Consider the following 20,600-nt stretch of genomic DNA (forward strand, 5'->3'; position numbering starts at 1 on the left):
TTGTTATTAACACTATCTATAATAAAAACTTCTTTAAAAAGATGAAAAATCAATCTTATATTCATCCAGTCCAACTATTACAAGATAGAGTATAAACATGAAAAAATTAGCAATTTTAGGTTTTACGATTTATAGCTTTGCACAACTTACAAATGCAGCAACATTAAATGTTAAGCCATATGGTACAACTCAAGACGGTCAAAAAGTTGATCTATACACCATGAGTAATAACAATGGTGTCTCCGTATCATTTATCAGTTTCGGTGGTGTAATTACCCAGATTTTAACTCCTGATGTTCAAGGTAAAAAAGACAATATCGTTTTGGGCTTTGATGATCTAAAAGGCTATGAAGTTACTGACACCAAGGCAGGTATTCATTTTGGTGGATTGATTGGCCGTTATGCGAACCGTATTGGTAATGCTAAATTTAGCTTAGATGGAAAAACGTATAACCTTGAAAAAAATAATGGGCCGAATTCATTACATAGCGGGAATCCTGGTTTTGATAAACGTGTTTGGCAAGTTAAACCCCTCATTTCTAAAGGTGAAACTGTTAAAGCTTCTCTGAAGTTAACCAGTCCAAATGGTGATCAAGGTTTTCCCGGAAAATTAGATGTAGAAGTGATCTATAGTCTTTCAGATCAAAATGAATTCAAGATTGAATATAAGGCCAAAACTGATCAGCCTACAGTCGTTAATCTCACCAACCACAGTTATTTCAATTTATCAGGCGCTGGCAATAACCCTTATGGTGTACTAGATCATGTGGTACAACTCAATGCAGACCGTATATTGGTAACCGATCAATACTCTTTACCAACAGGTGAAATTGCTTCAGTTGCAGGTACACCTTTTGATTTTCGGACGCCTAAAGCCATTGTGAAAGATATTCGAGCGAATAATCAGCAATTGGCCTATGGATATGGCTATGACCAAACTTGGGTAATTAATCAAAAGTCTCAAGGGAAATTAAATCTTGCAGCTGTTGTGGTTGATCCAAAATCTAAACGAACCATGCAGGTTTTAACCACTGAACCAAGTGTTCAAATGTATACGGCGAATCATTTGCTAGGAAATATTGTTGGCGCAAATGGTGTGCTCTATCGACAAGCAGACGCACTAGCACTAGAAACACAACATTTTCCAGACAGCCCGAATCAACCATCTTTCCCATCTACACATTTGAACCCAAATCAAACTTATAACAGTGTTACCGTATTTAAATTTGGTATTCAAAAATAGTCTTTTGAACTGGAACTATTTTTATCTAAAAAAGACTCTCAACCGAATATGACTGAGAGTCTTTTCATTTATTTAACTTTTGTGTTTGGTAAAAATGCAGTTGCAAACCCAAGTAATGGCAACAATGAACATAAACCAAATACCCATTCAATGCCGTTAATATCCGCTAAATGTCCTAAGCCTGCTGCGGCAATACCACTTACCCCAAACATGAGACCAAACATTAAACCTGCAATCATGCCTACACGGCCCGGAACAGCTTCTTGTGCGTAGACCACCATTGCTGCAAAAGCTGATGACAACACCAAACCTGCAATAATTGAGAAAACTGTTGTCCAAAATAAATTCGCATACGGCATCATTAATGCAAACGGCGCCATGCCAACAAATGAAACCCAGATCACAGCTTTACGGCCGATCTTATCGCCAATTGGGCCACCTGCAAATGTGCCTAAGGCAACGGCTGCCAAGAAGGCAAACAAATGCAACTGAGCTGTTTGAATGCTGATATGGAACTTTTGAATAAGATAAAAAGTAAAGTAGTTACTAATGCTGGCAATGTAGGTAAATTTAGCAAACATCAACACACTAATTGTGCTCAAAGCAATAATGAGCTTACGACCATGCAATTTAGTATGTGCTTGCGTTGCACGTGCAGCTACCTGATTTTTAGCATGATTCACCGTCCAACGGCTTACCCCAAATAAAACCCAAATCGCTAAAAGTGCAAATATCACTAAGCCCGCAACTGCATGCTGCCCAAACGGTACAATCAATAACGCTGCTAATAACGGGCCAATGGCAGTACCGGTGTTTCCACCCACTTGGAAAGTTGACTGAGCTGTACCGAAGCGCCCGCCAGATGCCATTCGTGCCACCCGTGAAGCTTCAGGGTGAAAAGTTGCCGAACCTACCCCAATAAGTGCAGATGCACATAACAACACTGTAAAGCTTGGTGAAAATGCCAACAAAATAATGCCGCAAAATGTAACCATCATCCCGAGTGGGAGAAGATACGGTTTTGGATGTTTATCGGTATAAAGTCCAATCCAAGGCTGAAGCAGTGAACCTGTAATTTGATATACAAACGAAATCAGGCCAACTTGAGCAAAACTCAGCGAAAAGTTTGCTTTTAGCATTGGATAGATGGCCGGTAGCACTGCCTGAATTAAATCGTTCAGTAAATGTGCGACCGCCACGGCGCCTACAATTTTAATAATCATTCCCTGAGGCTGATCATTTGCAACGGTATTGGCAATACCATCTTTCAATTGTATTGAAGACGTCATACCTGAAAAACTCCAATATTTTTAAATGAGATGCTTATTGTAAATTGTCGCTTATAAAGTTATCTTCCAATAATCATCGCATAAGTGACAATTTTTAGGATAATTTATGTCCGATTCTCTTATTCAGTCTGATTTGTCTGAACTTGTGATTGGACTCTCTTCTGAACATTCTTACCGAGAAATCACGCCTACTCACACGCATACACGTGCACAGTTTTTATATGCCTCTACAGGAAATATTCAGGTTTTTACACCCAACCATGTGTGGATTGTGCCACCCATGTGTGCCTTATGGATTCCAGCACATGTTGAGCACAGCGTAATTTCACTGAGTCACGTGAAGTTAAATACGGCATTGGTTGAAGTAAATGCAGCCGCTCTAATGGGACAACATTGTTTTATTATTCGAGTCAGTAATCTGCTGCATGAACTTTTAATTCGTTTAAATGAAATTGAACGAGAAGAAACTCCAAATACAGCAACCTCTCAAGAGCTTTCACGTTCTTTACAAATCTTAATTTTTGAAGAAATTCATCGCGCTAATTTGTTGCCTATTCAGATTCCGTGGCCGAAAGACAAACGATTATTAAAAATTTGCCAAGAGTTATTACATACGCCTGACCATTCAAAAGATTTAACAGATTGGGCTGATGATATTGGCGCGAGCTCTAGAACTTTAATGCGTATGTTCCAAAAAGAAACCGGGCTATCTTATCGGGCATGGGTACAGCAAATGCATATTGCACTTGCCTTGAGTAAAATCGCGAATGGTGAATCTATTGCTCAAATTTCAGAGTCACTGGGGTATACAAACCCCAGCGCGTTCAGTGCAATGTTTAAGCGACATCTAGGGAAAACACCTCAGCAGTTTAGAAGTGCCGCGATGTCGCTATAAGTCTTTTTTTTAGAGCGGATCTCATGCTTTTCTAATAAATCATCGAAATCATGATAGACATGAAGTTCTCGATCTTTGGCGGTTCTCGCATGATCTAGGCGCTGTTCGGGGTCAACCAAAACAAGGGTATGACCATCATCAATCAGACGGTCTACCCCTTCTAAGAACATACGTTTACCCACATCATGAATCAGTGAAATCTGGGTTAAATCAATGACGATTGTGCTTTGGTCAGTCGTCTCTTCTTGCAAAATACGCAACAACATTTCAGCTTCGGTAAATTTCAATACACCGCGAAGCACATACACACTTAACGATGCATCCTTACCTGTACGATAATGGCTTTGGACAATAGTTTGTGCAGAAGGCGTACCTTCCATGAGATGTAGTCCCATGTCACGAGATAACCGTTCTAAAATATCGATGCCTCGAACACTATGACCATGCTCATCTAGTCGAGGTGAAAAAGCAGCAATACTGACCTGACCTGGCAGCACCCCCAAGATACCGCCTGCTACACCACTTTTAGCAGGAATACCGACAGTTGAAAGCCAGTCACCCGCTGCATCGTACATACCACAGCTCATCATGACACTAAGCACTTGTCTAACCACCGATCGGTTCAAGAGGCGTTTTCCAGTTTTAGGGTCAACCCCACCATTGGCAAGTACACTGCCCATACGTACCAGATCTTTAACGGTCACCAAAATCGCACATTGGCGAATATACCCATTCACAATATCAACTGGATCGGTTTCTAAAATTCCCACAGTTCGTAACATATAACCGATCGAAAGATTACGGTAAGCAGTTTTGACTTCCGAATCATAGACAGACTCATCAAAACTTAATTCGCGACCTGCAAGTTCGCTCATAAAGCGGCGTAGAATTTCTGCGCTATGTAAACCATGTTTGACCTGAATTAATGAATGTGTCGTAATTGCGCCAGAGTTGATCATCGGGTTTTTTGGACGGCCATCTTTACCCAATGAAATTTCATTGAATGCTTCCCCTGAAGGCTCCACTCCTACTTTCGCAAGTACTGCATCAATACCCAGCTGTTGTAAAACATAAGCATATACGAATGGTTTAGAAATCGATTGTATGGTGAATTCAACATCATCATCGCCAACCGAATAAATTTCACCATCTACCGTAGACATTGCTAAAGCTAATCGATCTGGGTTTGCATTTGCCAACTCAGGAATATAATCGGCGAGATGACCGCTGTTATCGATGTCACAGGCTTCAATAACATTTGCCAAATATTCTGGGAGAGGGGTTTTCATGGTCAGTAACCTTAAATGAGGAGATTTACAACATCGCGCAAAATTTCAGCACAACCTGCTGATAATATTAAAATTATATCTTTTGTAATGAGTTAAAAATCACGATATAAGTATTTTAATTCCGTTACCTTATTTATTTCAAGCTCATTATAGGTTTTTCAAAACTTTAAACAGAAGATTAGATTATTCTTTCTACAAACAAGATCCCATTTAAATGATCGACTTCATGTTGAACAATACGAGCAGGAAAACCATGAAAAACTGTCTCAACCATTTCACCCTGAAGCGTTAAATATTTCACCTTTACCATTTCTGCACGTTCAACTTGTCCACGCTCATCCGGCACGCTTAAGCAGCCTTCTTCACCTAAACACACCTCGTTTGAGAACTCTAAAATTTCAGGATTTACCATAACTACCGCCTCCATTTCTGGTGCATCGGGATAGCGTGGATTTGGTCGAGACGCCACAATAATGACGCGTTTAGAGATATAAACTTGCGGTGCAGCAATCCCTACTCCATTACGCTCAAGCATTGTCGCATGCATAGCGTCAGCAAGCTGATAAAGCCAATTACTGTTTAACTCATTTACCGAAACGGGAGCCGCAATGAGTTTTAAAATATCTTCGCCACGCTTCGCGACAGGTAGAACTACACTCATCCTTTGAATTTCTCATTAAACTGGCTATGACAAGTTTTATTGTGTCGCTGAATGACTCAAAAGAAAAGTCATTCCTACATCTGTTTTTGTTTCATCTAAAGCATTTTTTGATTTAAAGCTTTTTGTTCTGAGTAAGCCCAATAGCCATCGCCCTGTAGAACAAATTTCCTCCATTTACTTTTACTTCACTTTTCCATTAATATCCAAACTTCAATTACAACAATTAAGTAAAAAATGGATCAGGACTTAACTTTGCAGGATGCGAACTATCTTAATAAAGAAGATAAACGAACCCTTGCCCTTTCTTCATTGGGTGGAGCTTTAGAATTTTACGATTTTGTGATTTATGTGTTTTACGCCAAAATCATTTCCGACCTCTTTTTCCCCAGCACGCTTAGTCCATTTTGGGCCATGCTTAATACTTACGGTATTTTTGCAGCTGGTTACTTTTTTAGGCCTTTAGGCGGGGTCGTCATGGCCCATTTTGGTGACTTGGTCGGGCGCAAAAAGTTATTTTCACTTTCTATTTTACTCATGGCACTGCCTACTCTGTTTATCGGGATTTTGCCTACTTTTGAAAATATTGGGTATTTAGCGCCGTTACTTTTATTGCTCATGCGTGTGGTGCAAGGTATTGCGATTGGGGGGGAAATTCCAGCCGCGTGGACCTTTGTGTCAGAACATGTTCCCGAAAGAAAAATTGGACTGGCAAATGGGTTACTCACCGCGGGGCTATCTTTAGGAATTTTACTAGGTGCGCTCATGTCTTTATGGATTTCACTGAATTTTAGTGAAGTACAAATTCATGACTGGGCATGGCGGATTCCTTTTATTGCAGGTGGTATTTTTGGTCTAGTCGCACTTTATTTACGGACCTATTTAAAAGAAACACCTGTGTTTAAAGCCATGCAGGCGCGTAAAGAAATTTCAAAAGAAATGCCTGTAAAACAAGTATTAAAAACGCATAAAACAGCCGTAGCGATTGGCATGTTATTTACATGGTTTTTAACTGGCTGTGTGGTGGTGGTGATTTTAGCCATGCCCAACCTACTGATTGGTTCATTTGGTTTTGAACGCGCACAAACTTTTGAAATGCAAAGCGCAGCTATTGTCATGCAAATGGTCGGCTGTATTTTGGCAGGTTATTTTGCTGACCGTTTTGGCTGTGGCAAAGTCATGATGGTCGGTGCACTTGCCGTCGCACTTACAGCAGCAGTTTTTTATAACAGTTTGGGGCACGCGGCACATTCAACCATTTTTGGTTTATATATGTTGTTAGGCCTATGCTCAGGTACTGTCGGCATGGTGTCGAGCAGTATGGTTAAAATGTTCCCTGCGCCTGTGCGTTTTTCAGGTATTTCATTTTCTTATAATTTGTCTTATGCGATTGTTGGGGGTATGACGCTGCCTTTAGTACATTGGCTCAGTCAATATAGTGACATTGGTGCGATGTATTATATTTTCGCGCTGACCATTTTGGCCTTTGTAACTGCTTTTGTATTTTGGAATAAATTTGAAAAAAACAGATATTAAAAGCCTCAACATGTGAAATAAAAAACCACGCCAATTGCGTGGTTTTTTAATGCAGTTCAGTTTAGAAAGTAAACCCAATATTAAAGTTTAAACGATATAGCCATTTATCACTATTTGGTGAGGTTGCAGAGGTATAACCCGTTGAGTTGGTCGAACCACCAATAATATTTGAGTTTTTACCCCACGTATAATCCGCCCAAACCATAAATGGTGAAGCAATAAACATCATTCCTGTAGTGTTCATTTGCGAATCTGACCAATCATCACGTTTTTTATCGAGATAACTATAGTCATTATAAAACTTAATGGCTTTCAGTTTACCCATATTGGTGACAGGCAACGTATAGGCAAGGTTTAAACTGGCAATGGTCCCTTCTGAAGCAATAAAGTAAGCAGGTGTAAAACCATTATTGCCCATTAAAGTCACATCATTACTTACACCATCCGGATTTTTAGCATCGTATTGATAGTGAATAACCGAACTTTGTAAGTTAAAGCGTTTGTAGTTATTTTCAGTATGCAAACCGACTGCATAATATTTACCGTCTTTATCGGTCATTTTATTATGTAACTGAGCAATTGCCCCCGAAACACCAAACTCTTGTTTACCAAAATCGGTCTCTAACTTGCGCACAATGCGAGTATTAAACTGATGACGTTTTTCATTCTGATAAGCTTTTTGAGATGGAAATGCGTTTTCTTCCAAGTCATCATAAGTTGCACTTTCAGGGGAATAACGCAAGTTCGTCTCTAGCATTTGCGGATAATAGCCGAGTTTTACATCCCAATCTTTATCGTGATAATTCCAGTTGATCCCTGGCGCAATGTTGTTGCCATAACCTAAAAAGAATGGAATGTGGTAAGTCCAGCCATTTTGCGGATAGGGATAAATCGTAAATGGTTTATAAACCAGACCTGCTTCAATGCTGTTATTGGCATCAAGGTTATAACCCACATATGCTTTTTCAATGGACGTTTTTTGCTGATCTTGAAATAGATAGCTGGCGTTGAGGTATGCATCATCAAACTTACCTTTGAGATCTACCCTGAAAATATCAAAATAGAGCTTACCAAAACCGCGGTTTGGCCCTTCCCAATCTTCATAACGTTGATTTAAGCGAACCACCCCACCTAACTTTAATGAGTCGGTGCCATCATCACTTTTCCATTCAAGCAATGAATCTTTTGCAAAAGCATTGACGCTTACCCCCAGCGTAAGCTGCGCAATGAATGCCATGATCAATGAAGTCTTTTTCATCTCTACATCCTTGATTGAGTTCCAGCATCCTGCTGGAACTTTATTTGTTTTACCTGTAAAACTTAGTTTTTATTGTTTTTTAGACAAAAAATTTTATCTAAAAAAAGGATGGCTTAGCAGCTCCCATCGCATATGTACTAAACCATCCAAACTGGTTAATACAGTTTCTTTTGCGGTGGACCCGCAAAGTTTAATGGCCCAATCGAGTTCATATCGAGCTCAATCACAGTTGGTCCTTCAAAAGCGACAGCCTCTTGAATAACCGTTTTAAACTCATCTGCACTACCCACTTTCCAGCTCTTCACACCCATTGATTCGCCAAGAAGTTTGTAGTCTGGTGTATGTAATTCATTGAAATACTGACGACCACCAAAGTAGTTATTTTGAATGCCACGCATTACACCATAACCACCATCATTCATAATCATGAGGACCATGTTGGTGTTTTCTTGCACCATGGTTGCAATCTCACCAATGCCAAGCATTAAGCCACCATCGCCGACTAAACCAATTACTTTTTTGTCAGGGTTAGCAACCGAAGCACCGATTGCTGTTGCAAGACCTAAACCAATTGCACCTGCGAGTGAATGGATATTTTGGTTGGGTGCTTGTACTGGGAATAAACGGCTCCCCCATGTACTGCCCGACATGGTGATGTCTCGTACAAAAATGCCATCTTGCGGTAAAGCTGCACGCAAGTGATCACAAATCAAAGCGTATTGGTCGATTTGTTTACGCAGAGCATCAATTGCAGCCTGTTTAGCAGCCACTACAGCAGCATCGTAGTCAGCATCAACTTTTGAAGTTCCTTGAAGCTGCTCTAATACACGTGTTAAGACATCTTTGGCATCGCCACAAATGAAGTTACGAATTTTGTAATTACGTTGCTGAGCCACGGGGTTAGCATCAACCTGAATAATATTTTCAGGGAACTCAACCGAATAGGTTTTAGTTTCATTACTACGTAAACGGGAACCCACCACAACCATTAAGTCAGCATCTTTTAATAGTTGCTCAACACCTGCCGAGTTATGGAATGCACCTAAACTACGTGGATGATCATCTGCCAACACACCGCGGCCGTGTGTAGATGAAACAACTGGAATACCTAAATCTGCAATTGCTTTAACTTCGGCAACACTATTTAAAGTTCCACCACCAATCCAGAAAATCGGGCGTTTTGCTTTTTTGATTTCACTCACAAGAAGATCAATTTCAGCTTGTTCTGCCTGTGGCAATTCAAGTGCTTTTACTGGGCCTAAATTAAGTGGTAAATCAATTTCTGCTGCCTGCACATCAATTGGTAGCTCAACACTAACCGGTCCCATTGGAACAGTCGTTGCAACACGGATGGCTTCACGAATCACACCAACAGCATTGTCTGGACTGGTAATGCGAAATGCCGCTTTGCTTGATGCACGTAAAAACGTAAGTTGGTCTTTAGTTTCATGGATGAAACTTGCATCACGGTCGAGATATTCACGCTCAACTTGACCTGTTAAATGCAATACAGGGCTACCCGCATTCATTGCTTCAATGAGTGAACCCACCGCATTACCAGCCCCTGCACCGGTACTGGTCAACGCTACACCTAGGCCTTTAAAGCGTGAGTGTGCATCTGCCATGGTGACCGCACCCGCTTCACCACGGGCTGCAACAAAGCGCATTTTTTCACGGCGTCCTACTGCATCGGCAATAGGTAAATTGTGGATGGAAATAACACCATAAATACTATCAACTTGGTGCGCTTCTAAAACTCTTGCGATTGCTTCGCCTACATTTACACGTTCAGTCATGTCTGTTCCTCAAAATTTGTTTTCAGTCCTTGAATTTATTAATCGCACCAAGGGTTAGGCTGTTCATTCAGCCCCATATAAATACTCTTTTGTTGCATGTACGATAAAATGCCCAAACGACCTTTTTCGCGCCCAATCCCACTGTCTTTAAAACCACCAAACGGCGCACTAATCGAGAACTTTTTATAGGTATTAATCCATACCGTTCCCACTTCTAATGCACGTGCAATGCGCCAAGCTTTGCGATAGCTTTCAGTCCAGATGCCTGCGGCAAGACCAAAACAACTGTCATTGGCTTGGGCAATTAAATCTTGCTCGTTGTCATATTTCATAACGACTAAAACAGGGCCAAAAATTTCTTCCTGACAAGTTTGAGCACTGTTACTTAAGCCCGTGATAATGGTCGGTAAGTAATAGCTTCCTTTAGCATAGTCACCAGTGGTAAGCGCTTCACCACCCATCAGAACCTGACCACCTTCGCTTTTGGCAAGCTGCACATAGCGGTCAACTGACTGCAAATGTTTGTCATTCACTAGTGGCCCTAAATGCACACCCGCCTGTTCTGGATGGCCCACACGTAAGCCTTTGGTAATTTCAACCAAACGTGTTAAAAACTGATCGTAAAGACTGCTATGAATAAACAAGCGAGAACCTGCGATACACGCTTGGCCTGCCGAGCTAAAAATACCGTACGCGACACCTTTAGCTGCCAGTTCGACATCTGCATCAGGTAAAACGATGGTTGGGGACTTTCCACCCAACTCAAGTGAAGTGGTAATCAGTTTGTCAGCGGCAATGTGTGCCAAATGACGCCCTGTGGTTGTTCCACCCGTAAAAGAAATTTTACGAACCAATGGGTGCTGAGCAATTGCGTCACCAATGATCGAACCACGCCCAACCAACACACTCAGCAAACCTTTTGGTAAACCTGCCTCTTCAAAAATTTTGGCAAGCTCTAAAGCAATCAGTGAAGTCGCTTCAGCTGGTTTTAACACCACGGCATTTCCTGCTGCTAAAGCTGGAGCAAGCTTTTGAACTTCACTCGCAATTGGAGAGTTCCAAGGGGTAATGGCTGCTACTACGCCTACAGGTTCATGCACACTCATGGTCATAAAGTCTGGAGCACGCTGAGTGGTGAGCTCATCATTCATTGTTTCACATGCCGCTGCAACATAACGTGCAGTCGCCGCAGCGCTCATCACCAAACCACGAGTTTCGGTTAAAGGTTTACCATTATCGCGTGTCTGTAATTTTGCTAATTCATCGACACGCGCTTCAATAATATCTGCAACTTTGTAGAGAATACGTGCGCGCTCATGCGGCAAACTGTTTCTCCAGCTTGGTTGACGCCAAGCCTGATCCGCTTTTTCAATTGCTTCATTTACATCTTCAAGCGTTGCTGTTGAAAGCTCAGCGTTTACCGACTGATCTGCCGGAAACAGGCTTTGAATGACTGCACCACGACCTAATCGCCATTCACCTGCAATATAAATTTCCTTTGCCATGATCAAATCCTTCTTAAATCTGTATTGCTTCTACACTGTTGCGACAAGCACGAATCACGCTAAGCGCAGCCAAAGTTGATGTTTTCGGGTTACTTGGCAACGGCACACCCACCAGTTCAATGGTCATTTGTCCAAAGCCACCTTCTGCCACAATGGTGTGTTTGTTTTTGTTGATGGTTGGATCAACAGTTAACTCGACCATGGTTTCATCCATTCCAAGCCCTGCAAGCGCAATGGTTGCTGCAACGTTGGCATTGGCTGGAAATTTGGTCGCAGCTTCACGCGCAGTTCCTGTGAAAAAGACCGTAGGTTCAGTAACATGGTCTAAATCGACCAATTGCTCTGCATAACTACCCTTCCAGCTTTTTGGACTTTTACAGCCTTTGTAAGTGACTTTTTGCAAGCCACCTTCTTTAGCCGCAGAAATACCGTCAATACCTGCGATAGCGCCTGCCAGTAAATGCAGATGGGCATCATTTTTTTCAGCAGTTTGCTTAAGCTGAACCAAAAACTCGTTATCAGCTAAAGTACCGACAGAGATCAAACCAATGGTCCAGCCTTTCGCTAAAACTTTCTGAGCATGCTCTTTCACAGCTGCTTGACCTGCCACCTCAATGACATAGTCTGGCGTACCATCACATTGCTCAATATCGGAAATCACCTGAATCTCGGAAGAGACTTGTGATTGAACTTTTTCAATACTGCGAGATGGCACGACAATCCATTTGAGTTGCAGATCTTGAGGCAAATGGGCATACACTTCTGCTGCCATTGCGCCAAAACCAATCATCATCAACTTTTTCATGACAGCACCTGATATTTATAAATGTTTATTAAAACCACCCGAGACATCTATTGCCGAACCTGTGGTGTAAGATGCCAATGGTGATGCCAAGAAAACTAAAGCACGTGCAGGTTCTTCTGGACGACCTAAACGCTGCATTGGGATACCGCGATTTTTTGCGATATTGCCTGTCCACTCTTCCCATGACAGATTTAAATCTGAACGTGTTTCATAGCGGCGTTTCCACTGCGCAGATTCGACCATACCCAGTAAAATCGAGTTCACACGAACACCATATTGAGTAAATTCATGCGCCAACGAATGGGTTAAATTCAATAAAGCAGCGCGTGCAGATGAAGTCGCAATCATGTGCGGTTCCGGTTGCAATGCCAGTAATGAGTTCACATTGGTAATTGAGGCATTTGCCGACTGTTTTAAGTCGTCAAGAAAAGCCCGTACCGGATGTAAAACACTGAAATATTTCAGCTCGATTTCTTTCATCCAGTCTTCATCTTGCGTATTTTCAAAATTTGAAACACGACCTTGCCCAGCATTGTTAATGAGCATGTCCACATTGCCCAAATTGAGTTTGACGTCTTTAGCAAATTGCTGAACTTCTTCTTTTTTCAATACATTACATGCTTTAGTAAAAATATTGGCATGTGGGAAATTTTCTAAAATATAGTCTTTAGACGCATTTAAACGTTCTTCATCGCGACCACACCAAGCTACTTTTGCACCCTCTGCAACCAGTATTTCAACAGCAGCCAGCCCAATCCCAGATGAGCCACCGGTAACAACTGCAACTTTTCCTTCAACTTGGAAGCTCATAATCCTTAATCTCTCTTACGATTGTTCCTGAATCGTCAACATAATTTGGTTAAATGCTTGCGGTTGGTCGACATAACTTAAATGTCCTGCGTCTTCTATGACGAAGCGCTGTTCCAACTGCAATTCCTGAGCAAGCTCTTGTATACCTAACGCAGGAGTGATTTGATCTTGCTGCCCTGCAATCACTGTGCATGGGACTTTTAAATCGGTTAAATAATTACGTATTTCGTCATATGCCAGTAAGTAAGATGCATGTGTAAAACCCTGTAGAGTCAACTGTTGCATCACCTCTGAAACTAAAGCTAAGGCTTGTGGTTCTTGTTTATAAATCAAATGAGGTCCACGGCTTTCGGCCATTCCTTTAGCACCTAACTCTTTCAACATTTTTGGTCTTTTTTCAAAAACCTGAATTTGTGTCTGTTCATCGTGGCGTTGGTAGCCTTGCGCTAAATTAGCGACGACCAAGTGTTCCACTCGCTCTGGGTAAAGTGCAGCAAATGCACTCGCCTGTAAGGCACCTAATGAGTGTCCGACCACAATGGCTTTTTCAATTTTTAAAACATCGAACAACGCTGCTAAACGCTTTGCGTAGTCGGTCGCATTGGGTTGATCAGTTAAAAGTTCATCTGATTTGCCATAGCCCGGTGCGTCCCAGGCAATGACATGAAAATGATGAGACAACACTTCAAGTTGGTTCACCCATGAAGCAGAACCTGAACTAATGCCATGCAACAGCACAAGGTACTCGCCCTGACCGGCTTCCCGATAGGCTTGTTGCTGACCTTGAACAGTCACGGTTTTCACCGGAAATTCTGCTAACTTTTCAATGAGTGTCATCATTTTCAATTCTTTCCTTTCATTCACTTCATCAAACAATTAACGTTTGATTTGAGACAATGGATGCTCTGGTGGATAGTTCGGAATGGTTGGTTTACCTGTTCCCAACATCACACACATCAAGGCATCTTCTTGACCTGGGTTAAATAGACCACGGTAAATACCCGGTGGAATTGAAATCAGGTCACGCTCTTTTAAACGGGTCTCAAATTTTTCGCCGTTGTGCTCAATGAACAAATCAATTTCGCCGCGGAGCATAAAGAACACTTCTTCAACATCGTGGTGAATATGCAAAGGGCCTTCACACTGTGGTGGCAGAACCATGGTTGAAAACGTGAAGTTTTCTGCTGGAACGGTGTTACCGTCATTTACGACACCTGTTGCACCCGTACCCATGTAACGCATTTGTGCACGGCGATATTTCGGGTCGTAATCTGCTTGGAACTTCAAAGCATCGAAGTCATATTTACGTGTCTCAAAGCGAGCAATACGTGTGTTTAACCAATCTTCTAAAGAAGTACCTTCTGGTTGTGCCCATGATTCGAATTGTTGTGTAGTCATTTTTTAAACTCCTATACAGTGAATTAATAACGCTTTAAAAGAGGAACCAAGAATAACGACCCAATGACAGCGACGGCAGCCAAGAAGGTAATTCCTAAATTAAAACTATGTGTTTGCATCACGATGTAACCGATAAGAACAGGCGCAATTGCACTTGCAAAATTACCTAACCCGTTAAATATTCCACCTGCAGTCGCCCCTACATTTGAGGTCGTCACTCTTGCAAGCAGAGCAAATACAGCAGCTACTCCAAAACCCCACGCCATCGCGCTTAAAGACATGGCAGCAATAATCAATAATGGCTTGGTCATAATGACCATCACATACATGAAGATGCCCGCGAGTAATAAACCGCTAAATACTTGAATTGCTCGGCGGCCTAACTTGTCAGATAAAAACGCACCCACCACTTCGCCAATTAACATGGCAATGAATGGAAAACTTGAATACATCCCAAACTCTTTGAGATTGAATCCTTTGTCTTGCATAAGATAAGAAGGAACCCAGCTATTTAGGCCCCACAAATACGTCATCAATGCAATGTTAAATAGACACACCAACCAGAATGCGCTGTTGCTGAGTAGCAATTTAGTATTGGCAATGTGGCCTTTGAAATTGGTACGTTTACTCTCGCCCTCAATTTCGACAGTTTTCTTGAGTTGTAAGTTACGCAAACCGAAAACAATGCTGAAAATCGCGATTAGTGTTAATCCAGCCATCACAAAGAAAGTGGTATGCCAGTCATGGTGTGCTAAAACATTTGCAGTGATCGGGAACCCAAGGAATGCACCAATCGGCGTTCCAAGTAAGAACATGGTAGAAGCACGTGCCTGCTGACGGTCAGTGTAAGTCTGCTTAACAATGGTGTAAGCCAAGGCAAATAACGGACCTTCTGCTAAACCGAGCAGTACACGTAAAATCAACATGCCTGAATAACTGGTGGTAAACCCCATGCAAAACATGAGTAAGCCCCACGATGTTACGCTCCAGAACAGCATTTTCTTTGGGTTAAAGATGTCACCCAAAAAGCTTAGAAAGACTGACGAAAAACCATAAGCAAGTAAGAAACTTGTCATGAGCCATCCGAGCTTGGCCTTATCTTCAGCAATTCCCATTGCACTTTGAAAATGAGGATCTGAAAATAAAACCGCAATACTAATCTTGTCGAAAAATGCCAGTACCACACACACCATAAGGACAAAAGCAGGTACCCAATGCTTCAATCCACTTTTTTCTTCATTACTCATGTGTCATTCCTTCGATTTGGTAATGAGAACCAGATTTAATGTTTACGGTTTTAACTTCATGACATTAAATTCAGAATCTGCTAACAGTTTTGGATCTAAAACGGTGTTGGCTTGCATCCAACGTTTTGCCAGTTTGATCAGTTTAGAATCATTAATGGCAATCATATTGAGCAAACGATTTTCATGATCTAGATATAAATAGCTCACCTGATCTTCACCGCCTTGGCGAATCACCAATTCTTTGGTTTTTTCAGGCTGATAAGTCCCTAAAATTTGAATATTGAAGTGATATTGATCCGACCAAAGCCATGGAATATCGCTATATTCCGTTTCAATTCCGAGCATCGATTTCGCTGCGGCAATCGCCTGATTTTGTGCATTTGCCCAAGACTGAATGCAATAACCCAAGCCCGGATGAATCGCGACATCGCCTGCGGCATAAATGTTTTGATCTGAGGTTTGCCCAAAACAATTCACCACAATGCCATCTTTCACATCGAGACCAGCGTGTACACCTAACTCTTTGGCAATTTCGGCGCCCGCACCCACCACAACACAGTCAAATAACTGACTATTTTGAGGATGGTTCACTACTTCAACTTTTTGATTAGGCGCTTCAACCAAATGAAGGCTCTTACTGTCTAAGTGAATTTTTGTGCCTTGGGTCTCATGCATATTTTTTAAAAATGCAGAAACTTCCGGACTCACACTTCTTGCGCATAAACGGTCACCATATTCAAAAATATGAACATCTTTACCTTGCTTACGTGCAGTTGCAGCAATTTCTAAACCAATCCAGCCACCGCCGATCACAGCGACATTTTTTGCATTCTTTAAAATTTCAGCCAAACGTTCACAGTCATGTACATTGCGTAAGGTCACAACATTTGGAATAAACTGCCATGTATTGACCGGTACACGTGCACGGCTTCCAGTTGCAATCAGCAATTTGTCATATGGCAAAATTTGGCCACTTTCTAAATGAACCTGTTTTTGCTCACGGTCGACTTTTGTTGCAATTTCCGGTTTATGCCATTGAACGTTGAACTCTTGAACCTGTTCAGGAGAGAACAGATTCAAACTTTCATAAGTTGCTTCTTTTGAAAGTACTTGCTTAGACAGTGGCGGACGCTCATAAAACACTTGATCTTCATTTGAAACCACGTGAATTTCGCCCACATACCCATTTTGACGTAAGGTACTTACTGCCCAACCCGCTGCCTGTCCGGCACCTACAATTACGATCTTTTCCATAGCCATCTTCCTTGTAAAGCAATCCCTGTTAAACAGGCTTCACCTGACGGCGGGTTGTGTCATCAAGACCACCTTCAATCGCCCATTCGGTGAAAAGCTCTAGACGATGTTCTTCTACACGAGGTTGCCATTCTTCTGTCAAATAATCATCGTTGGTGTAATATTCAAATGCACCACCTAATGGTGAGTTGACGTACCAGAAATAAGCAGAAGAAATTGGATGACGTCCCGGCCCAATGAAAGTTGACCATTCCGAACGATTCATATTTAAACCGCCCCCAATTACTTCATGGATATCACGAACAACAAACGCAACGTGATTTAAGCCAGCAGGTTTATTTGGAACACTGAGCAAGAATAAATCATGGTGATAACCTTCACCGCGGCAGCGTAAGAATGCACCACGATTTTTGTAAGCGTCAGATAAATGAAAGCCTACTTTTTCAATATAGAAGTTTTCAGTTGTTGCCAAATCTGGTGTGAAGAACACCACATGTCCAATCGCAACAGGTTGACCTTTTTCATAGACAGGACTTGCTGCATTCACACGTTGAATGTTGCCGTATTGGTTAATACCTTCCGTTTTAAGTTCTGGTACTTCTTTTACAAAACTTTGTTCAAAACGAATAGTCATGCCATTTGGGTCAAGACACTGAACTGTACTTTCAGAACGTTTAAAACCTTCTACATCGGCCAAACGAGCTGCTAAATCTTCGAGGTCTTGTGTGCTTTCAACACCCCACGTGACTTCACGTAAAGTTGAACCTTGTTCAATGGCAGCAGGCAAACGGTCATCATCACAATTAAATAAATAAATTTTGCTACCGTTTTGAGTCTGGTATAAATCTGTGCCTTCAATATCTGAAGTACTTTGGCTTAAACCAAAATCTGCTAAAAACTTGTTTGAAGCGGCTCTATCTTCAACTCCAAACTTTAAAATCTCGATCCCTGTAATCATTTGACTACTCCTTAGTTAAAGACAAAACCGCCATTGACCGGAATATTTTGACCTGTCACAAAAGAGGACAAATCCGACAGTAGATACAATGCTGTTCCATTTAAATCTTGTGGAAGTTGCTGACGTTGAATCGCTCTTCCGTTCACATATAAATCGTGACGTTCCTGTGGCACATACTCAGTTGCTTCAACCAGAGTAAGGCCGGGTGACAAGGTGTTAATACAGATATTGAACTGTCCCAACTCTCTTGCCATTGAACGTGTCATGGCAAGAATTGCACCTTTACTTGCCACATAAGCCATCAAGTTCGGTGCGCCCCAAAGTGCTGTATCGGAAGCAACATTAATAATTTTGCCAGCAGCCGATTGTTTTAGATGGGGAACGCATGCCTTACTGATGAGCCATGTGCCTTTCACATTAATATTCATGACCCGATCCCAAAGTTCAGGATCATAATCAATCATATTTTTTCCACCGACATTGGTGGCCAGTGCCGCACAGTTCACAAGGCCGTCTAGTCCTTGTAATACTTCCACACTTTCGGCAACCGCATTTTCAATAGAGTCTGCATTGGCAAGGTCAACTGTTACTGCATGAACGTTTAGCCCTTGTTTCTGTAAAGCTTGTGCTTCTTGTTGTACCAAGTCAGATAAAATATCTGCCATCACAACTTCAGCACCAGCCTCGGCAATGGCTTGAGCAAAATCTCGGCCTAAACCACGCGCAGCACCAGTCACTAAAACTTTTTTGCCTTGCAACAACGCTACATTAGCCATGAGCTTCTTCCTGCATCTCGATACGGTTTGATGCATTTAGCGCAGCAATTTTCTTTAATTGCTTCTCAGCTTCTTTCTTCATTAAACGGCGTAAACGTGCAAGACCAACGTCATGTTGATATAAGAATTCTCGTGCACGGGCATTTGGCGCAAGGTTTTCTAAAATAATGCGATCTTGTTCCAATACATCCCAATGCAACTGTTCTAAATGATTGCGATATAAGAAACGCCATACATTACGTTGCCAGCCACTAACCTTACGGCAGCGCCAGAAAAATACGCGGGTATTGTTGGCATCAATTGGGGTTGCATAACCCACAATCCAGAATTCGCCACCCGGACCAAATTGTTTACGATAAGGAATTGAAAGACGTAACCAGCTTGCACCAGTTGAACCATATTCAACCCAGTCAAAGTTCACACCTGTTTGACCTTCTTTTTCAAAAACAAAGCCATTATCAGTCGTGCGGTGCTTCATCTCTGCAGTACGTTCACCATCTGCCATCGAGTGCGATGTCGCATGTAAATAGGTCCCATGCATTGGGTCCATCACATTATCAATCGCGTATTGATGGTTTACTTTCCAGTCTGCTTGGCAAAGGAATGCACTCCACTCTTCACTTGCAAGTTGCTCAGGGAACTCAAGCGGTGCTGGTTGTTCATTTGCATCGATGCCAAACCAGATAAAAATTGCGCCATGTTGCTCAATGACAGGATAGTTCTTTAAACATTTAGTTCCGGTCATTGGACATTCATGAACGGCTGGTACATCAGCAACCACACCGTCAGCACGAACTTCAACACCGTGATACCAGCAAGCAACTCGGTCACCCAAGTTCCAACCCAGTGAAAGACGAGCACCGCGGTGTGGACAGCGATCTTCAAGCGCATGAACCTGACCTTCGGCATCACGCCAAACCACAATATTTTCGCCTAAACGGGTAATTCCAACTGGATTAGCAGCGACTTCCCAACTTGCTAAAACTGGGTGCCATTGGTCACGTAAACCAAGTTCTAAATATTCTTCAGCGCTTTGTGAAGTTGATACGATTGCGTTCATTTTATTCTTCCTTGAATCAATAACCTAAACGTTGCATTTCTTCTGTAAAGCTTGCAGAAGTCCATTCATCACCAGATTCACAGCGGAAACCCTGTTGATTAAGTGCAGAAACAACATCATCTAACTCAGTTGCGCCCGCAGAAAATGCCTGAATCAAGTTCTTTACAAAATCTTGTTCGTAGAGAGTTGGCTCTTTATAACGTGTCTGCCAAACCAACAATTCAGATTGACCTGGAACTTGAATATTGTTGATACCTGCTTCGGTTGCTGGCGTTGCATGAATCCAGCTTGCCAACTTTTCATTAAATGTCTTCATTGTTCTGCTTCCTTGTACATGTGAGGACTAGAGTTGAATTTGAATATCCTGTCCTTCAACACGAACTGGGTACGTACATAGGTTTCTACACCCGGGTCCACTTTTTAGCTCACCTGTCTGAATGTCAAAAATTGCTTCATGCAATGGACATTCAACAGTCTGATCTTCGATAAATCCTTCGGTTAATAAGGCATACGCATGAGGGCAAACATTTTCGATAGCAAAGTAATTTTCATCGACAAAAAATACGCCTATTTTTTTCCCTTCAATTTCGATGGCTTTCGGCTCATCTTCGCTAACGTCACCCTGCTGACAAACTGAGATCCAACTCATACCTTGCGTCCTCATTTTGTTTTATATACAAAACATAATTTGATTTTCAAAACACAAGCTAAGCATAATCCCCTTGATCATTTTTTGTCAAAGTAAAAATAAATATAAAATTCATCTATTTAGTAAATTTTAAATATTTTGTTACGTTTCAAACAAGAAACAAAGTTTTAAATA

General features: G+C 41.7%; 20 protein-coding genes. 3 read left to right on the forward strand and 17 right to left on the reverse strand.

Annotated elements, in window-relative coordinates; genetic code table 11:
• The first annotated feature begins 97 nt into the window (after nt 1–97).
• On the forward strand, nt 98–1,243 hold the full coding sequence (locus POD11_RS02540) for an aldose epimerase family protein (RefSeq protein ID WP_262456194.1): 1,146 nt from the start codon (nt 98–100) through the stop codon (nt 1,241–1,243).
• Nucleotides 1,244–1,311: 68 nt separating this feature from the next.
• Here POD11_RS02540 and POD11_RS02545 read toward each other — a convergent pair whose 3' ends face one another.
• Nucleotides 1,312–2,532, reverse strand: coding sequence for an MFS transporter (locus POD11_RS02545; protein ID WP_262456195.1), 1,221 nt, complete (start codon nt 2,530–2,532; stop codon nt 1,312–1,314).
• Between the two features lie 106 nt (nt 2,533–2,638).
• Here POD11_RS02545 and POD11_RS02550 point away from each other — a divergent pair, with 106 nt between their 5' ends.
• A complete protein-coding gene (locus POD11_RS02550; RefSeq protein ID WP_262456196.1) occupies nt 2,639–3,427 on the forward strand; it encodes an AraC family transcriptional regulator in 789 nt (262 codons plus the stop codon).
• On the opposite strand, the gene POD11_RS02555 is transcribed toward POD11_RS02550, so the two are convergent.
• Both POD11_RS02555 and def read right to left on the reverse strand, forming a co-directional pair.
• Nucleotides 3,394–4,716 carry a glutaminase gene (locus POD11_RS02555; protein ID WP_239967569.1) on the reverse strand — a complete coding sequence of 441 codons (1,323 nt, stop codon included), beginning with the start codon at nt 4,714–4,716 and terminating at the stop codon, nt 3,394–3,396. The two genes, POD11_RS02550 and POD11_RS02555, sit on opposite strands and share 34 nt — an antisense overlap.
• 178 nt (nt 4,717–4,894) lie before the next feature.
• Entirely contained in the window at nt 4,895–5,377 is a 483-nt protein-coding gene (gene def / locus POD11_RS02560) for a peptide deformylase (protein WP_239967571.1), read from the reverse strand.
• Between the two features lie 234 nt (nt 5,378–5,611).
• Here def and POD11_RS02565 point away from each other — a divergent pair, with 234 nt between their 5' ends.
• The gene (locus POD11_RS02565; RefSeq protein WP_262456197.1) at nt 5,612–6,910 is read left to right on the forward strand and encodes an MFS transporter; all 1,299 of its coding nucleotides are present in this window, start codon (nt 5,612–5,614) and stop codon (nt 6,908–6,910) included.
• Nucleotides 6,911–6,971: 61 nt separating this feature from the next.
• Here the strand turns inward: POD11_RS02565 and POD11_RS02570 are convergent, their stop codons facing one another.
• The 14 genes from POD11_RS02570 to POD11_RS02635 form a co-directional block, all read right to left on the reverse strand.
• Entirely contained in the window at nt 6,972–8,168 is a 1,197-nt protein-coding gene (locus POD11_RS02570) for a hypothetical protein (RefSeq protein ID WP_016141927.1), read from the reverse strand.
• 155 nt (nt 8,169–8,323) lie between these two features.
• Entirely contained in the window at nt 8,324–9,964 is a 1,641-nt protein-coding gene (locus POD11_RS02575) for a thiamine pyrophosphate-binding protein (RefSeq protein WP_016141928.1), read from the reverse strand.
• Nucleotides 9,965–10,002: 38 nt separating this feature from the next.
• Entirely contained in the window at nt 10,003–11,469 is a 1,467-nt protein-coding gene (locus tag POD11_RS02580; RefSeq protein ID WP_262456199.1) for an aldehyde dehydrogenase, read from the reverse strand.
• Between the two features lie 13 nt (nt 11,470–11,482).
• A complete protein-coding gene (locus POD11_RS02585) occupies nt 11,483–12,274 on the reverse strand; it encodes an aspartate dehydrogenase (protein ID WP_016141930.1) in 792 nt (263 codons plus the stop codon).
• A gap of 15 nt (nt 12,275–12,289) precedes the next feature.
• On the reverse strand, nt 12,290–13,084 hold the full coding sequence (locus POD11_RS02590) for an SDR family oxidoreductase (RefSeq protein ID WP_262456200.1): 795 nt from the start codon (nt 13,082–13,084) through the stop codon (nt 12,290–12,292).
• A 15-nt stretch (nt 13,085–13,099) separates the two neighbouring features.
• Nucleotides 13,100–13,924, reverse strand: coding sequence for an alpha/beta fold hydrolase (locus POD11_RS02595; RefSeq protein WP_016141931.1), 825 nt, complete (start codon nt 13,922–13,924; stop codon nt 13,100–13,102).
• Nucleotides 13,925–13,960: 36 nt separating this feature from the next.
• Nucleotides 13,961–14,482: a cupin domain-containing protein gene (locus POD11_RS02600; RefSeq protein ID WP_125739166.1), complete on the reverse strand. Its 522-nt coding sequence runs from the start codon at nt 14,480–14,482 to the stop codon at nt 13,961–13,963.
• A gap of 23 nt (nt 14,483–14,505) precedes the next feature.
• Nucleotides 14,506–15,729, reverse strand: a complete 1,224-nt coding sequence (locus tag POD11_RS02605) for an MFS transporter (protein WP_016141932.1) — start codon at nt 15,727–15,729, stop codon at nt 14,506–14,508.
• 42 nt (nt 15,730–15,771) lie between these two features.
• Nucleotides 15,772–16,983 (reverse strand): NAD(P)/FAD-dependent oxidoreductase, encoded by a 1,212-nt coding sequence (locus POD11_RS02610; protein ID WP_262445186.1) that lies wholly within the window; start codon nt 16,981–16,983, stop codon nt 15,772–15,774.
• 28 nt (nt 16,984–17,011) lie between these two features.
• Nucleotides 17,012–17,941 carry a VOC family protein gene (locus POD11_RS02615; protein WP_262456202.1) on the reverse strand — a complete coding sequence of 310 codons (930 nt, stop codon included), beginning with the start codon at nt 17,939–17,941 and terminating at the stop codon, nt 17,012–17,014.
• 11 nt (nt 17,942–17,952) lie between these two features.
• Nucleotides 17,953–18,717 (reverse strand): SDR family oxidoreductase, encoded by a 765-nt coding sequence (locus POD11_RS02620; RefSeq protein WP_262456203.1) that lies wholly within the window; start codon nt 18,715–18,717, stop codon nt 17,953–17,955.
• On the reverse strand, nt 18,710–19,777 hold the full coding sequence (locus POD11_RS02625) for an aromatic ring-hydroxylating oxygenase subunit alpha (protein WP_017387110.1): 1,068 nt from the start codon (nt 19,775–19,777) through the stop codon (nt 18,710–18,712). Before POD11_RS02625 ends, POD11_RS02620 begins: the two co-directional genes overlap by 8 nt.
• A 16-nt stretch (nt 19,778–19,793) precedes the next feature.
• On the reverse strand, nt 19,794–20,093 hold the full coding sequence (locus POD11_RS02630) for a recombinase-like helix-turn-helix domain-containing protein (RefSeq protein WP_016141937.1): 300 nt from the start codon (nt 20,091–20,093) through the stop codon (nt 19,794–19,796).
• A gap of 27 nt (nt 20,094–20,120) precedes the next feature.
• On the reverse strand, nt 20,121–20,426 hold the full coding sequence (locus POD11_RS02635; RefSeq protein WP_002117586.1) for a non-heme iron oxygenase ferredoxin subunit: 306 nt from the start codon (nt 20,424–20,426) through the stop codon (nt 20,121–20,123).
• Nucleotides 20,427–20,600 lie beyond the last annotated feature (174 nt).

It is taken from the genome of Acinetobacter sp. P1(2023), from assembly GCF_028367635.1.
Taxonomy (GTDB): Bacteria; Pseudomonadota; Gammaproteobacteria; order Pseudomonadales; family Moraxellaceae; genus Acinetobacter; species Acinetobacter pittii_E.

Bases quoted from the DNA above. Each gene is read 5' to 3' on its own strand.
- def (WP_239967571.1), bottom strand. From the start codon at position 5,377: ATGAGTGTAGTTCTACCTGTCGCGAAGCGTGGCGAAGATATTTTAAAA.
- POD11_RS02610 (WP_262445186.1), bottom strand. From the start codon at position 16,983: ATGGAAAAGATCGTAATTGTAGGTGCCGGACAGGCAGCGGGTTGGGCA.
- POD11_RS02545 (WP_262456195.1), bottom strand. From the start codon at position 2,532: ATGACGTCTTCAATACAATTGAAAGATGGTATTGCCAATACCGTTGCA.
- POD11_RS02570 (WP_016141927.1), bottom strand. From the start codon at position 8,168: ATGAAAAAGACTTCATTGATCATGGCATTCATTGCGCAGCTTACGCTG.
- POD11_RS02565 (WP_262456197.1), top strand. From the start codon at position 5,612: ATGGATCAGGACTTAACTTTGCAGGATGCGAACTATCTTAATAAAGAA.
- POD11_RS02550 (WP_262456196.1), top strand. From the start codon at position 2,639: ATGTCCGATTCTCTTATTCAGTCTGATTTGTCTGAACTTGTGATTGGA.
- POD11_RS02605 (WP_016141932.1), bottom strand. From the start codon at position 15,729: ATGAGTAATGAAGAAAAAAGTGGATTGAAGCATTGGGTACCTGCTTTT.
- POD11_RS02575 (WP_016141928.1), bottom strand. From the start codon at position 9,964: ATGACTGAACGTGTAAATGTAGGCGAAGCAATCGCAAGAGTTTTAGAA.
- POD11_RS02595 (WP_016141931.1), bottom strand. From the start codon at position 13,924: ATGATGACACTCATTGAAAAGTTAGCAGAATTTCCGGTGAAAACCGTG.
- POD11_RS02630 (WP_016141937.1), bottom strand. From the start codon at position 20,093: ATGAAGACATTTAATGAAAAGTTGGCAAGCTGGATTCATGCAACGCCA.
- POD11_RS02585 (WP_016141930.1), bottom strand. From the start codon at position 12,274: ATGAAAAAGTTGATGATGATTGGTTTTGGCGCAATGGCAGCAGAAGTG.
- POD11_RS02635 (WP_002117586.1), bottom strand. From the start codon at position 20,426: ATGAGTTGGATCTCAGTTTGTCAGCAGGGTGACGTTAGCGAAGATGAG.
- POD11_RS02620 (WP_262456203.1), bottom strand. From the start codon at position 18,717: ATGGCTAATGTAGCGTTGTTGCAAGGCAAAAAAGTTTTAGTGACTGGT.
- POD11_RS02590 (WP_262456200.1), bottom strand. From the start codon at position 13,084: ATGAGCTTCCAAGTTGAAGGAAAAGTTGCAGTTGTTACCGGTGGCTCA.
- POD11_RS02580 (WP_262456199.1), bottom strand. From the start codon at position 11,469: ATGGCAAAGGAAATTTATATTGCAGGTGAATGGCGATTAGGTCGTGGT.
- POD11_RS02540 (WP_262456194.1), top strand. From the start codon at position 98: ATGAAAAAATTAGCAATTTTAGGTTTTACGATTTATAGCTTTGCACAA.
- POD11_RS02600 (WP_125739166.1), bottom strand. From the start codon at position 14,482: ATGACTACACAACAATTCGAATCATGGGCACAACCAGAAGGTACTTCT.
- POD11_RS02625 (WP_017387110.1), bottom strand. From the start codon at position 19,777: ATGAACGCAATCGTATCAACTTCACAAAGCGCTGAAGAATATTTAGAA.
- POD11_RS02555 (WP_239967569.1), bottom strand. From the start codon at position 4,716: ATGAAAACCCCTCTCCCAGAATATTTGGCAAATGTTATTGAAGCCTGT.
- POD11_RS02615 (WP_262456202.1), bottom strand. From the start codon at position 17,941: ATGATTACAGGGATCGAGATTTTAAAGTTTGGAGTTGAAGATAGAGCC.